This window comes from Micromonospora coriariae, assembly GCF_900091455.1.
In the GTDB taxonomy this organism is placed as follows: Bacteria; Actinomycetota; Actinomycetes; order Mycobacteriales; family Micromonosporaceae; genus Micromonospora; species Micromonospora coriariae.
This window is the reverse complement of record NZ_LT607412.1, coordinates 629,882-643,735: the sequence shown is the minus strand read 5'-3', so window position 1 is coordinate 643,735 and position 13,854 is coordinate 629,882. Positions and strand designations below refer to the sequence as shown.

Here is a 13,854-nt window from a genome sequence, read left to right as displayed (position 1 = left end):
CTGCCGCCGCCCGACTACGAGTGTTGGCAGCCGACCGGAGGAACGACGTGATGATGACGCGTGGCGACACCTGGTCGCCGGTGATCGGTAGTGCCGTCCGTGCAAGTCGGACGACGGAGTCGGGGGTGATGTCGAAGCAGCGTGGCGGGATCTGGTCTACCGCGATCAGAGCTGCTGTCATCGTGTTTTTGCTGAACTTCGACCAGTTCCCGCGCACGGTTGGCCGGGCCTTCCTCATCACCGGGGCCGTCCTCGCGGTGCTGGTGGTGCTTCACGATCTGTTCCGACCGGCCTCGCGCGCGCGGGTCGTCGTCTTCTGGGTGCTCCTGATGTTCGGGGTCCTTGCCCTGCCGGGGATTCTGCGAAGGCCGGAGACCGAGTACGGGCAGCAGAAGTTCTTCCTCCTGTTGACGTTGACCCTGCTCGCCACCATCTCCGTGGCGATCATTCGAGGCCGACGGGATGTCGAGATGTTCGCCGCCATTTTCCTCGGCTGCGGCGTGGTGTTGGCGCTGGCGGCGCTGGTCGGCGAACCGCAGGGTGACCGGTCGGGCGGCTTCGGCTCCAATCCCATCTGGCTGGCCCGGGCGATCGGGGGTGCAATGGTGGCCCTGGCATGGCTGTACTTCCGCAGTCGACTCTCGGGGTGGTGGGCGGCTGGGATCGGACTTCTCCTCATCTTGGGTCTGTTCGCCACGGGCTCGCGGGGCCCGCTGGTGGCGACCGCTGCCGCCGTTCTCACTTTGGTGCTCGCCGGTCTGCGACAGAAGGGCAGGCGGCGGCGGCGCGAGTGGGTCGGCGTGGGGCTTATGTCCAGCGTGGTCGCTGCCGTCTGGGCACTACCGTCGCTACTGCCACCGCGGATGTACGCACTCATCGTCGACCCATCCGAGGAACTGTTCGACAGCGCCCGAGCGGACATGCGTCAGCGCACGCTGTCCGTTATCGCCGAGAACCCGGGCGGAGTTGGGTACGGCAACTGGAACAGCCACACCTGGATGATCGAGCACACCTATCCGCACAACCTGTGGCTGGAGCTGACCGCCGAGGGCGGCTGGCTGGTCGGCGGGCTGTTTATGCTGGCGGTCGCGGTCGTGGCAATCGGGCTCTGGCGGTCGGCCGGGACTGACCCGGTGGCCGGATTCGTCCTCGCGACTCTGACCTTCAACGTGCTCGCGGTCTCGACGTCCGGCGACATCAACGCGAGTCGGCCGCTGTTCTGTTCGCTGGCTCTCGGTCTACTCGTGCTTATCGGTGCGACGCGGGACGAGGGTGCGGGCAGGCACCGGATGCTGGGGGACGCATACCGGCACGGGCCACCGAGCTGGCAGGGCGTCGACGGGCGCTGGCGGGCGCCAGACCGGCATCTGGCGTCCACCCGCCGGGGCGTGCCGCCGGTGTCCGGACGACGGGAACCGAGCCGACCGAGGGTGGGGCACGGGCGAGCGGGGGAGTGCGCGCGCCGTTGAGCACGCTGCGCATCCGGCGCATGTCGGGGAGCCGGCGAGGCTTGGTTGCCATCATTGCGGGCTCGGCCGGCGGTCAGGTATTAGCGATGGCAGCCGCGCCGCTGCTGGCCCGGATCTACCGACCCGCTGACTTCGGCCTCCTGACCGTGGTCGCCGCTCTGACGCTGACGATCGGGACGGTGTCGGTCCTCCGCTACGATCTGGCCATCCCGCTGCCCGAACGGGAACGCGACGCCCACACGCTGGTCGCGCTCGGCCTCACCGCAGCCTGCGCAACGGTGCTGGCAGGCGCCGTCGCGGTGCTGACGTTCAGGGATGATGTCGCCCGGATCTTCGGGCAGCCCGAGCTGGAAACGTGGTTGTGGGTCGTCCCGCCGGCAGCGGCGGCAACGGGCGTTGTGCTGCTGCTCAATCAACTCGCCATCCGGCACCGCCGTTATGGATCAATCGGCCGGCGCAACTTTTTCCAGTCGGCGACCACGACGGCAATGCAGCTCACCCTGGGCGGCGCTGCGCTGCGCCCCGGCGGCCTGGTGCTGGGGCTTGGGCTGGGCCAGGCCATGGCCGCGCTTGTCCTTATGCGCGGTGCGGGCCTCTCCGATGGGCAGGCGCGGGCGGGTCGTGAGCGGCGCCACCTGCGGGACGTCGCCCGTCGATACCGTGGGTTTCCACTACTGCTGGCGCCGTCGGGGCTGCTCAACGTCCTCGGCACCCAGCTCCCGGTATTGCTCGTCGCCTACTGGTACGGCGGCTCCGTCGCCGGCTGGCTTGGGTTGACCCAACGCGTGATCGCGATTCCAGCCGCTCTGGTCGCGTCGGCGGTCGCTCAGGTCTACCTGGCGGAGGTCTCCCGCGCGGTGCGTCAGCAACCCGGTCGTTGCCGGCCCATCTTCGTTACCGCTAGTCGTAAGCTCGCACTCTTCGCCGGGCTTACCGCAGTGGTGCTCTCGGTCGCCGCGCCCGCCGCGTTCTCCGTCGTGTTCGGGTCGGAGTGGGAGCGTAGCGGGACGTACGCACAGGCTCTGGCGCTCTACGTGGCAGGCCAACTCATGGCGTCACCGCTGTCCCAGACTCTGGTTGTCTTCGAGCAACAGGGCCGCCAACTGGCCTGGGATGTGGGTCGTGTCGTACTCGTCGCCGGGGCGGTCAGTGCGGTTGCCGCAGCTGGTGCGTCATCGCTGGTTGCGGTCTGGGCCCTCAGCGTATCCGGGTTCGTGGCCTACATCGCGTCATGGCTGATGGCGTTGCGGGCCGTCACGTCTGCCGGGCGGCGGGCCGAGGCAGTCGGCGTTGCCGAAACCCCGTTGGTGCCGCAGGGCTGACCGGTGCCGACTCTTCCGACGCCCTGCACGTCTCTGCCGATGGAGGCGTCGTTGCCCCAGGTGTCCAGTGCAGAAAGGAGCAAGGCGATGCCGAATGTTGATCGACAATGGTGCCGATGGCTCTGCGGAGGACGTCGATGAGCCGTCGGACGCCCGCTCCGTGGGACGACGCGGACCGGACCCGCGCCGGCGACCGGGCTCCCGACGGGACGCCCCGGATGCTGCTCGTCTCCTACCACTTTCCCCCGGCCGAGACGGTGGGGGCTCGGCGGCCAGCCGCTCTCGTCGCCTTCGCCACCGAGCAGGGCTGGGACGTTCAGGTGCTCACCGCCACTGCCGCGGGGTCGGGTGACGCGCCCGCCGTGATCCCCGAGGATCTGGTGGTGCGGGTCGCGCCCGCCCCGAAGCTTCCGCGGCTCAATCTTTCACCGTCGGGTGCCCCACACTCCGCGACCGGCCGGCCAGGGTCGCGCATCCGGCTGGCGGCAGTCCGGCGCGCGGCCAACCGCCGGCTCTGGCGTCTCGGCATGGAGATGCTCGTGCCGGACCCGCAACTTAACTGGATTCGACCGGCAATCCGGGAGTACCTGCGGGTGCGCGGTGACTGGCGGCCGGACGTCATCGTCACCTCGGGCCCACCCTTCTCAGGGTTCGTCGTGGCGGCCAAGCTGGCTCGCCGGCTCGGTGTGCCCTGGGTTGCCGACTACCGCGACCTTTGGTCGATCGGCAACGAGTACTGGGCGCGGTCCAGGTTGCGTCTCGCCGTGGACCGTTGGATCGAGCGGCGGTTGCTCCGATCGGTCGCCGCGTGTGTGACCGTTTCTGAGCCGATGGCCGAAACCTTGCGGACCACATTCGGATGCGCGACCTACACGATCATGAATGGCATCGACCGTCGCCCGCTCCCTCCGCCAACCACCACCGCGCCGGTCATCAGCGAGGAACGTGCGGCCGTAGGCGAGTCCGCACCCATGTTGACGCTGGCGCACACCGGCTACATCTATCCGGGGAAGCGAGAGCCTGGCCCGTTGCTTGACGCAATCGCGTTGCTCGGGTCGGATGCCGCACATGTCCATGTCGTGTTCGCCGGCGAGGAAAACGGGGTGGTGCGCGCTGGCGTGGAGCGTGCCGGTGTGCAGGACTCGGTCACCCTCCTCGGTCACGTCTCCGCTGAAAAGTCCTGGCGCATCCAGGCTGAGGCGGACGTACTCGTCCTGTTGATGTGGAACGATCCGCGGGACGCGGGGACGATGAGCGGCAAGATGTTCGACTACCTCCAAGCCCGGCGGCCGATTCTGCTGCTCGGTTATGAGGCGGGGCTGGCAGCGAAGTTGGTGCGCGAGCGCCGCGCCGGCGTTGTCCACAACGACAAGCATGCGATCGCGGCTCAGCTTCGCGAGTGGCTGGCCGTCAAGGAGCGGAGCGGCCGGATCCCAGCGGTGCCCGCCGCGGCACTGGACGGTCTCTATCGGGAGGACCAACTTACCGAATACATGCAGATCCTGCGCGATGTCACCTTACGAGCCGCGACCGGTCTGGGATTTCGGGTCCACAGTTTACGCCGCTAGACGAGTAAGTCCTAACGACCCTCGGGGGTGGAGATGGTCGAAAGGGTGTTGAGGATCGGTTTGTGACGACCGGCCTCAACACCCTTTCTGACCGCACTTACGTGAAGATCGATGACTGGCTCGGGCGGCAGCGTAGGCCGGGGCGGCCACCCAGGCTGTCCGACGCGGAACTGCTCACCCTGGCCGTGGCTCAGGCCCTGCTCGGCATGCGGTCCGAAGCCCGCTGGCTGCGGTTTGTCCCCGGGCATCTACCCGTGGCGTTAGGTACCTGCCCGGGCAGTCCGGCTACAACAAGCGGTTGCGGGCGGCGTTGCCGTTGCTCAAGCGAGCGATCCGCGTGGTCGCGGCGGACACCGACCTGTGGACCGACGGCACCTGGGTGGTCGACTCGATGGCTGTCCTTGACCACGACCCCGAGCTCATCGCCGAGCGTCCAGGCCTGCTGATCGTCGCGGACAAGGGATACGTGTCCGCGGAGCTGGACCGGTGGTTGGCAGAGCGTGGGGTGCGATTGCTCAGACCGTCGTACCGCAACCGGTCCCACGCCCGGACGAGCACTTGCTCAAACCTGTTCGGCAGCTCATCGAGTCCGTCAACGACACGTTGAAGGGCCAACTCGACCTCGAACTGCAGGGCGGACGCAGCATCGAAGGCGTCTCGGCACGAGTCGCGCAACGCCTCCTTGCGATGATCGCCGCGATCTGGCACAACCGGACCACCGGCCAACCCCTGACCAGGTCCCTGATCGCCTACGACCACTGACCGACTTCGGACTTACTCGTCTAGGCCGCGACTGGAGTCTCCGCGCCCAACCGGGCGGGCGCGGGGACGCGCGTCGTGCTGCGTAACCCGGCCTGAGTCAACGCCCGATCACGAGCGTGGAGCGCTGGCGCAGCGGCTTACGGGCAGCCTCCGCCACCGCGCCGTAGTAGGCGAGCCGCCGGGCACCGAGGGTCTCGGTGGAGAACTGCCGGGCTCGAGCCAGATTGTTGGCAGAGGCGCTCGCCAGCCGTTCCGGGTCGGCCAGCAACCGGGTGATGGCGGTGGCCAGGGCCGCAGGATCATCGGGCGGAACGAGGTTGGCCGAGGGGAGCAACTCGGGGATGCCACCTACGGTTGAGCCGATGGCCGGTAGAGCCCGAGCCATGGCCTCGATGAGTGCCCGTGGCAGCCCTTCGGTCCGCGACGGCATCACGAACAGGTCGGCGCCGTCGAGCTGTTCGCGCACCGCCTCGACGGTCGGCAGCACACCCGTGAAGGTCACCCGGTCTGCAACGCCGAGCCGTGCGGCGAGTTGTTCGAGGTCGGGGCGGTACGCGCCGACCCCGACGTGCACCAGCCGGAGCTGCGGGGAAAGGGCCCTCGACCGGGCGATCGCCTCGATCAAAGTGTCGATGCCCTTGTAGAGCTGTTCAAGTGAGCCGATCGAAATTAGCTTGGCTTCCTGCAGCAACGGCCGAACGCCCCGTGCTCGTGGGACGTACGCCGCCGGCGGCAGGTCGACGCTGGAAATGCCAGTTGTGGGAGTGCTGGGCAGGCTGGGGTATCGCCGCTGCAGATGCCGTTCCGTCTCATACGCTACAGCGACTGCCGAGCGACACTGCTGGCGCAACCGTCGTGTGGCCGACGCTCGCAGCACCGGCCGAAGTGGATGGCGGACCACGCCCGGGGCGAGCACGTCGTACGGATCGCCGATGACTTCCAAGGCGTACGGAAGCCTGGCACGTTCTCGCGCCGCAGCCAACAGAGAGCCGATAGGGGAGGGCACTCGGAGGATCACCGCATCGTCGGCGTCCGCCGATGCGGTGACAGCACGTGCCACCACGTGCCGGCGGAGCAGGTACTGGCGGGGGCCGACGTAGTACGGCAACGGCCAGACCTCGACGCCGTCTCCGTCCACCCGTGCGGCCCCTTCGGGAACGTCCACTACGTCAAGCGTCCGGCCGACCACCCGGACGCGCTGGAACACGGTGAGGTAGCGCCGCCAGATCGAGTTGTCCGGTCCCGCCTGGACCCAGACACGACCGTTGGGGGTGCGGCTGAACCGAGATTCGGTGCTCACCACGACCCTCATCGGCGCACCACCAGCGCGGCGACCTGTTCGCAGACATCAGTGACCTGCTCGGCTGTCTTACGGTTGTCGAACTGGTCGACCATACGTTGCCGAGCGGCCGAGCCGCGGCTTGCCAACGTGCCCGCAGTGAATTCGGCGTATGCGTCATTCAGGGCCGCTGCCAGCGCGGGCGGGTCGTCGCGGGGCACGACCCAGCCGGACCGGGCGTCGACCGTCTCGGGGAGCCCCCCGGCGTCACTGACGATGCTCGGTACGGCCATCGCCCCGGCCTCGACCGCTGCCCCGTGGCTCTCGCTCAGCGACGGGCTGACGCTGACATCCGCTGCCAGGTAGCAGGGCCGGACATCGGGCACGCTCGTCAGCCAGGTGATGCTGGCGTCCTCGTTGACTCCGAACCGATCGATGAGGCTATGCCGGTACGTTTCCCCAGCCTGGGTCCAGCCGCCGCCGACCAGCAGCAGGTGAAAGCTTTCGTGCTTTTCGCGCTTTTCGCGGAACAGTCGCCACGCATCGAGCAGCACGTCGTGACCCTTGATGCCGCGTCCCCGGTGGACCAGCCGCTTCGGCGGATAGGCATACGCGACCATGATGGCCAGGAACGCATCCGGAGCGACGCCCAACGCGGCCCGGGCCGCGACGCGCTGCTCCGGTGGGCTTTCTGTCGGATCGAACCTGCTGGTATCCACCCCGTAGGTCGCCACCGGAAGTCGGTGCGGGGGGCATCCCAGCGCTTCGTATCGCGCCGCGGCGTTGGCGCAGCCGTTGACGATGACGTCGTCCAACCGCCACATCAGGCGCTCCGCGGTCCTAATCAATGGCGAGTCCAGGTACAGCGGGCCGGCAACGCTGTGTACCCGGCGGACGGGTAGCCCGACCGTTGCCAGCCGCGCCGCGTACGCTGAGGCGATCAGGTGATACTGCACGATATCCGGCCGCAGGCGGCGGATCAGGCGGCGCAGGCGTGCGAGCCCGGCCAGCGTCGATGGTGCCGGCCGTAGTGGGAACGGGCACTCGAAAACCTCGAACCCCCGTTCACGCAGCTCGGTGGTGAGCCGGCCGGGGCCTGGGGGAAGCACCAGGATGACCTCGTGTCCGCGCCCCCGCATCGCCTCTACCTGCGGCAGGATCCAAGCCCCGCCGCTGTTTGTTTTGATCAGAACGACGATCCGGAGCCGGGGGCTCGCCAGCGGGCCTTGCGTGTGAATCTGTTTCTCGTGGGTCGAAGTCACCGTGCGGAATCTCCCTTCAGCACACGTTCAACGACTACGTGGGCGGTGATCCGGGCGCCCCGACGCCCACACCACCGCCCACGGGTCAGTGCGGTAGCGGCGCTTCGCGGGTGGCGGCGTGGGTCGGGTTGACCGGATGGGCGCAGAGTTGGGCGAGTTTCGCGACAATCTTGTCCGGGTCGTCATACGGGTCGAGGCCGCTGACCTCCAGCGAATCCAGGACGGGCACTGAAACGTGCGAGATCAGCGGGTGGAACGGCCTGGTGTCTGTTTCGCCGGCACCCAGCAAATCCTCGTGCAGCTTTTCGCCCGGCCGTAGACCGGTGTAGACGATCGGCACCGTACTCGCGGCCTGGTCGGCCATTTGCCGGGCCAGGTTGGCGATCCGGACCGGCTCACCCATGTCAAGCACCAATGCTTCCCCGTCGCGACCGATCTCGGCGGCCTGAAGCACAAGGTGCACGGCTTCCTCGACAGTCATCAGGTAGCGCGTCACGTCCGGATGCGTCACGGTCAGCGGGTTGCCCGCCTCGATCTGCCGCTGAAAGGCAGTCACGACCGATCCGCGGCTACTTAAGACGTTTCCGAACCGGACGCTGAGGAAGGTTCCCGGAAACCGTGAGGCCGCGTGCGCGGTCAGCATCTCGGTGATTCGCTTGGAGTACCCGAGCACGCTGATCGGATCGGCGGCCTTGTCCGTGGAGATGTTCACGAACCTAGCTACATCCTGGCAGGCGTCGAGCACGGACAGGGTGCCCCAGACATTGGTCTTGACCGCCTCTCCGGGGTGCCGCTGAAGCAGGGGCAGGTGCTTGAGCGCCGCAGCGTGAAAGATGATCTCCGGACGGCGTTCTCGGATGATCCGTCGGATGCCCTCGTCGTCCCGTAGATCGGCGAGGATCAGCTCAGGACCGTCTAGCAGGGCCCGTCCGGCGAGCGACATCTGGAGGCTGTGCAGGGCGGACTCGTCCCGGTCCAGCATCATCAGCTCGCCCGGGTCCGCCTTCATCACCTGGCGGCAGAGTTCGGAGCCGATCGAGCCGCCGGCGCCGGTGACCAGGATCCGTCGGCCGGTCAGGGTGTTTGTGCTCAGTGGCAAATCGCCGACCACCTGGCGGCGCCCGAGCAGGTCGCTGATCCGCACGTCGCGGACGTCGGTGACGGTGATCCGGTGGTCGACCAGGTCCCGCACCGGAGGCAGCACCTTGAACGCCGCCCCGGTCTGGAGGGTTGCTTCTCGTATCTGCCGAATCAATGCGGCGTCGGCATTGGCGACAGAGAAGATGACCGTGCTGGCGTTGGTGCGTCGTACCGCTTTGCCAACGTCGCGCCGCCCACCGAGCACGCGTACCCCGCCGATGCGCAGGTCGCGCTTGTCGGGGTCGTCGTCGAGAGCGCCGACCGGCAGGTACCGGCCGCGTGGGTCGCTGAGCATCGCGCGGAGCAGGCCCTGCCCGGCGTCACCCATCCCGAAGAGCAGGACCGGCGTCGCCGACCTGTGATCAGGACGCATGGCAAGATCGCGCCGGTGCCGGTACGCGAACCGGGCTGCCAGCATGAACAATAGGGCGAGAGCGCCGCCGACCAGTGGGGTGCTAGCCGGCACGGGCCGGTCATCGGACGGCAGCAGCCCGAGCAGCAGGATGCCGGCCGTCGTGATCGTTGTTCCGGCGACGCCTTGGACCTCCTGCAGGCTGCCCAGCGGATGACGTCCGGAGTAGAGCCGCCGGAGCGCGGCCACGGCGACGTGCACCAGTGCGGCGAGCGTGGCGACGACGGCGGCTCGCGCGAACAGGTTCGGCGGTGGTTGGAACTCGTAGCGGGTCCATGCGGCCGCGAGAAAGCCGCAGAGCCAAGCGGTGGCATCGGTAGCGAGGAACGCGACAGTGCGGCGGCGGGCTCGGGATCGGCGTGTTGGCTCGTCCACCCGTGGCGGGCTGTCCGTGTCCAGCGGCATGTGGGCTCCTTGATCCATTTCCGACCATTCCGCCCGAGGGGGCAGGAAGTTGTCCGCTTTAGCTTGAGGCATGCTATTTGCGCTGTTTGGGTGAATACATCAGTTTTCAGACGAAGAGTCAGGATTCTTTGTCGGCGATGCCAGCTCAGCGGGCCGGGACGCCCTTGACAACTGCGCGGGCGGGTACGTCGCGGACGACGCAGGCGCCTGCCCCCACGATGCTGTCCCGTCCGACGGTCAGGCCCTGCAGCACTGCGGCGGTGGTGCCGATCAGCACCCCCTCGTCGAGGTGGCAGTCACCGGAAACCGCGGCGAGGGGGTTGACCGAGACGTAGTCGGCGAGCACGCAGTCGTGCCCGACAGTGGTGTTCTGGTTGAGGTGCACGTGACGACCGATGGTCACGTTTGTGGTGACCCGAGCGCCCGCGAAGGCGACGAACCCGGGCCCGTGAACGGTGTCCGGACCGATCGTGGCCGCCGGATGGATGAGGCTCGCCGCGGGTGTGCCGTAGTGGTCGATGCGCTCCCCGACAGCCCTGCGCACCTGGGGGTCCCCAATCCCGATGACGTGGTGGGTGTCCGCTGGTGCGTCCTGTAGCCAGGCGAGACCGCCGAGGAAGGGGACCTCCAGTCGCTGTACCCGCTTCAGGTTCTCCTCTGAGGGCCGATCGTCGATGAAGCCGAGCAGGCGCCAGCATGGTTGCCCGGGTTGGTCCGCCAGTGCGCGGGCGACGATGAGCATCTCGCGGCCGTGGCCGCCGCAACCGACAACCACAAGTGGAATGGTCACGCGAACGCCACCTCAGCCGTGGCGGAAAGGAATTCGTCGATAGCCGCGAGCACGAATTCGACCTGAGGTTCTGTCAGCCCGCTGCCGCTGGGCAGAGTGAGTCCTTGAGCGAAAAGCGTGTCGGCCGCACCCGTGAGCACACTCTCGGCTTCGGCATACACCGGCTGTCGGTGCATCGGTTTCCACACCGGCCGGGTCTCGATGTCGCGGGCGGCCAGGTGGGCGGCGAGGTCCGTCGCTTCCCAGCCCGAGCGCGCCGCATCCACGCGCAGGCAGGTCAACCAGCAGTTGGAGCCGGTGTCCTCTCCGCCGATCAACTCGACGCCCGGCACCGGGGTGAAGCGCTTGGTGTAACGGTCCCGCAGAGCACGGCGCCGAGTGATCATTCCGTCGAGCCTCATCAACTGAGCCCGGCCGAGCGCGGCCAGCAGGTTGCTCAGTCGGTAGTTGTATCCAATTTCGTGGTGCTCGTAGTGCAGCGTTGGCTCTCGCGCCTGGGTAGCGAGGTGGCGGGCGTGCGCGAGCAGGGCGAGATCGTCGGAGACGAGCATCCCGCCCCCCGATGTCGTCATGATCTTGTTGCCGTTGAACGAGATCGCTCCGACGTGTCCAAACGAGCCCGCGGGCCGCCCGTTGTGGTGGGCGCCGAGACTCTCTGCGGCGTCTTCCACGACCGGTACGTCTGCCTCCGCACAAAATGGCAACAAGGTTGTGTAGTCGACACAGCTGCCGAACATGTCCACCGGTATGACCGCGGCTATCCGCTCGCCTCGGGCCCTGAGCTTTCCCAGCGTCTCGGTGAGCAGCCCGACATCAACGTTGCCGGTGAGCGGGTCGCAGTCAACGAAGACCGGCCGGGCACCTGTGTAGCGAACCGCGTTCGCGGTGGCCACGAAAGTCAGTGTCGGTACCAGGACCACGTCGCCCGGACCGGCCCCGAGGCCGAGCAGGGCCAGGTGCAGCGCGGCAGTGCCGGAGGTGACGGCCACCGCGCCCTGGGTGCCGACCCGATGAGCCACCTCCCGCTCAAACGCCTCAAGGTCGGGACCGACTGGCGCGACCCACCCCGACCGCAGCGCGGCCACCAGATACGACTCCTCCAGGGGGCCGACGTCGGGTGCTGACAGGTGGATCGTCCGGCTCATCGCGGCACCTCCGACATGGGGCGAAGTGCTGGCTTCTGCTCCTGTCGGCCGGATCCCGACCAATGGCCGGTCCCGCGAAATTCCGGCGCGGTGACCGACCCCGCCGCGTTGATGCCTTCGCGGCGCAGCACGGTGCGCACTGTCGCGACCAGGATCGACAGGTCGAGGCGGAAGTTGCGTGTGTCGACGTACTGCACGTCGAGGTCCAGCTTCTCCTCCCAGCTCAGGCTGTTGCGCCCGCGCACCTGAGCCAGGCCGGTGACACCGGGCCGTACCTCGTGCCGCCGGGCTTGGCTTGCGGAGTAGCGACCGAGGTACTCCGGCAGCAGCGGGCGCGGGCCCACCAGGCTCATGTCGCCGCGCAGAACGTTCCAGAGCGTGGGCAGCTCGTCCAGGCTGGTGGCACGTAGCCAACGCCCCAGCGGGGTGAGTCGGTCGCCGTCGCTGACCAGGCTGCGGCCGTGATTGGGCGGCCGCATCGTCCGGAACTTGACCACCTCGAAGGGTCGGCCGTGAAGGCCGGCGCGGCACTGGCGGAACAGCACCGGGCGGCCGAGGCCCACCATGACGAGGACCGCCACCACCACCAGCAGCGGCGTGAGCAGCACCAGCAGCACGGCCGCGAGGGTCGCGTCGAAGATGCGCTTGACCGGGTCAGGGCGAGGCAGCAGCAGAGGTTTTTCCGGGGCGTTCACGAGACCACCAGGCACCGGCACCGATCCGACCTCCGAGAGAAAGCGACGTAAAACTACTCACGTGTTTTATCAGTACAAGACGGTCAAGCAGCCTCGAATCCAGACACTCAGGCTGCTTCCTCCCGATCAACCCGGAAACATCGCGCATGGACACGGCCTGCTCAGGGCTCTCGTGCGGTCCGTGTCATCACAGGTCGAGCGGTAGAGTCGCGACCGCCCGGTGGGGCGGAAATTCAACCCGGTCGGGCGAGGGAGGATAGTGCTGCACCTGAGGGTGATCGCTCCGGCGGACAGGTCGACGCAGGTCGTCGACCTGCTCGCGGCGGAGGCGGGGGTGACCCACCTGGCCGTGCTGCCTGGCGCGGCCCGGCAGCCGCAGGGCGACCTCATCCTCTGCGACGTGGTGCGGGAAAGCGCCGACCGGGTGCTCCAAGGCTTGCGGCGAATCGGCGTGGACACGAGCGGCGGCATCGCCGCTGACGACGTCGAGCTGACGATCTCCACCGCGGCCGACCGAGCGGCGGAGAAAGCGCCGGGCAGCGGTGCTGACGCGGTTGTCTGGGACGAGATCGCGGCGAAGACCGGCGAGCAGACCGAACTGTCCGGTACCTACCTTGCGCTGCTCACCATCGCCACCATGATCGCCGGTATCGGTGTGCTGCTGGACCAGCCGATCCTCATCGTCGGGGCGATGGTGGTCGGGCCGGAGTTCGGCCCCCTCGCCGCGCTCTGCGTCGCGCTGCTGCGCCGCCGGCTCGCGGTGATCATCCGGTCGGTGCAAGCCCTCACCGTCGGTTTCCTGGTGGCAATGGTCGCGACCGTGTTGAGCACCTGGGCACTGAACGCCGCCGGTCTGGTCAGCCGGGAGATGCTGCTCGTGGACCGCCCGCTCACCGACTTCATCTGGCGGCCGGACGCGCTGTCCTGGGTGGTCGGCCTGCTCGCCGGGGTGGCCGGCATGCTCTCGTTGACGTCGAAGAAGTCAGGCAGCCTGGTTGGGGTGCTGATCTCCGTGACCACGGTGCCGGCCGCGGCGAACGTGTCGGTCGCCAGCGCCTACGGGGTGTGGGACGAGGCGGCCGGGTCAGCCCTCCAGCTGGTGATCAACCTCTGCGCGATCGTCCTGGCCGGGCTGCTCACCCTCGCGGTGCAGCAGCTGTGGTGGTGGAACCTGGCCCGTCAGCCCCGTCGTCCAGCAGCCGGTTGAGCAACGTTCGCAACGGGATCGACTCGCCGTCGCGGCCACCCGCTCCGACAATCAACGGCGCCGGGCTGGGTTGCGGATCGACCCCGAACAGCCGCGCCCGCAGGCCGCCCGGCACCGTCAGCAGGTGGAACCGGCCGGCCACGTCCACCGCCCGGGTTTCGGCCCGGTCGACGTACCACCCGGTCAGCCGGGTCCGGTAGCGCCCGCGCCCGTCGTAGCCCCGGGCGACCAGCCGGGTGGTCGGCAGCCCTCGCCGGGTCGCCTCGGCCACGAACCAGGCCACCAGCTCCGCCGCCTCGGCGTGCTCGGTGGCCCGCTGCCGCGCGTCCGCGTCGGCGTGCGCCCGCACCGCCTGTCGCTGCCGCTCCCGCCACTCCCGGCCGTCCCGCTCACTCACG

General features: G+C 68.4%; 11 protein-coding genes and 1 pseudogene. 5 read left to right on the top strand and 7 right to left on the bottom strand.

Going from position 1 to position 13,854, the window contains the following annotated elements; all coding sequences use genetic code 11:
• Positions 1–23 precede the first annotated feature (23 nt).
• The 4 genes and pseudogenes from GA0070607_RS02995 (at position 24) to GA0070607_RS34265 (ending at position 5,121) form a co-directional block, all read left to right on the top strand.
• Entirely contained in the window at positions 24–1,469 is a 1,446-nt protein-coding gene (locus GA0070607_RS02995; protein ID WP_172898969.1) for an O-antigen ligase family protein, read from the top strand.
• Positions 1,466–2,791 (top strand): lipopolysaccharide biosynthesis protein, encoded by a 1,326-nt coding sequence (locus GA0070607_RS02990; RefSeq protein ID WP_157743067.1) that lies wholly within the window; start codon positions 1,466–1,468, stop codon positions 2,789–2,791. The genes GA0070607_RS02995 and GA0070607_RS02990 overlap by 4 nt, the downstream gene beginning before the upstream one ends.
• A 218-nt stretch (positions 2,792–3,009) precedes the next feature.
• Complete coding sequence (locus GA0070607_RS02985) at positions 3,010–4,359, top strand: glycosyltransferase (protein ID WP_157743066.1); 1,350 nt, start codon at positions 3,010–3,012, stop codon at positions 4,357–4,359.
• Between the two features lie 62 nt (positions 4,360–4,421).
• A pseudogene (locus GA0070607_RS34265) lies at positions 4,422–5,121 on the top strand (IS982 family transposase).
• A gap of 97 nt (positions 5,122–5,218) precedes the next feature.
• On the opposite strand, the gene GA0070607_RS02975 reads toward GA0070607_RS34265, so the two are convergent.
• The 6 genes from GA0070607_RS02975 to GA0070607_RS02950 form a co-directional block, all read right to left on the bottom strand.
• A complete protein-coding gene (locus GA0070607_RS02975) occupies positions 5,219–6,259 on the bottom strand; it encodes a glycosyltransferase family 4 protein (protein ID WP_231930776.1) in 1,041 nt (346 codons plus the stop codon).
• A gap of 170 nt (positions 6,260–6,429) precedes the next feature.
• Positions 6,430–7,662, bottom strand: a complete 1,233-nt coding sequence (locus tag GA0070607_RS02970) for a glycosyltransferase (RefSeq protein ID WP_231930775.1) — start codon at positions 7,660–7,662, stop codon at positions 6,430–6,432.
• Between the two features lie 85 nt (positions 7,663–7,747).
• Complete coding sequence (locus GA0070607_RS02965; RefSeq protein WP_089016786.1) at positions 7,748–9,619, bottom strand: nucleoside-diphosphate sugar epimerase/dehydratase; 1,872 nt, start codon at positions 9,617–9,619, stop codon at positions 7,748–7,750.
• A 145-nt stretch (positions 9,620–9,764) separates the two neighbouring features.
• Entirely contained in the window at positions 9,765–10,409 is a 645-nt protein-coding gene (locus GA0070607_RS02960; protein ID WP_089016785.1) for an acetyltransferase, read from the bottom strand.
• Positions 10,406–11,554: a DegT/DnrJ/EryC1/StrS family aminotransferase gene (locus tag GA0070607_RS02955; protein WP_089016784.1), complete on the bottom strand. Its 1,149-nt coding sequence runs from the start codon at positions 11,552–11,554 to the stop codon at positions 10,406–10,408. Before GA0070607_RS02955 ends, GA0070607_RS02960 begins: the two co-directional genes overlap by 4 nt.
• Positions 11,551–12,249 (bottom strand): sugar transferase, encoded by a 699-nt coding sequence (locus GA0070607_RS02950; protein WP_269458418.1) that lies wholly within the window; start codon positions 12,247–12,249, stop codon positions 11,551–11,553. Before GA0070607_RS02950 ends, GA0070607_RS02955 begins: the two co-directional genes overlap by 4 nt.
• Positions 12,250–12,508: 259 nt before the next feature.
• Between GA0070607_RS02950 and GA0070607_RS02945 the strand changes: the two genes are divergently transcribed.
• Positions 12,509–13,456: a DUF389 domain-containing protein gene (locus GA0070607_RS02945; protein WP_089016783.1), complete on the top strand. Its 948-nt coding sequence runs from the start codon at positions 12,509–12,511 to the stop codon at positions 13,454–13,456.
• Here GA0070607_RS02945 and GA0070607_RS02940 read toward each other — a convergent pair.
• Positions 13,386–13,853 carry a hypothetical protein gene (locus tag GA0070607_RS02940; RefSeq protein WP_089016782.1) on the bottom strand — a complete coding sequence of 156 codons (468 nt, stop codon included), beginning with the start codon at positions 13,851–13,853 and terminating at the stop codon, positions 13,386–13,388. The two genes, GA0070607_RS02945 and GA0070607_RS02940, sit on opposite strands and share 71 nt — an antisense overlap.
• Between the last annotated feature and the right edge of the window lies 1 nt (position 13,854).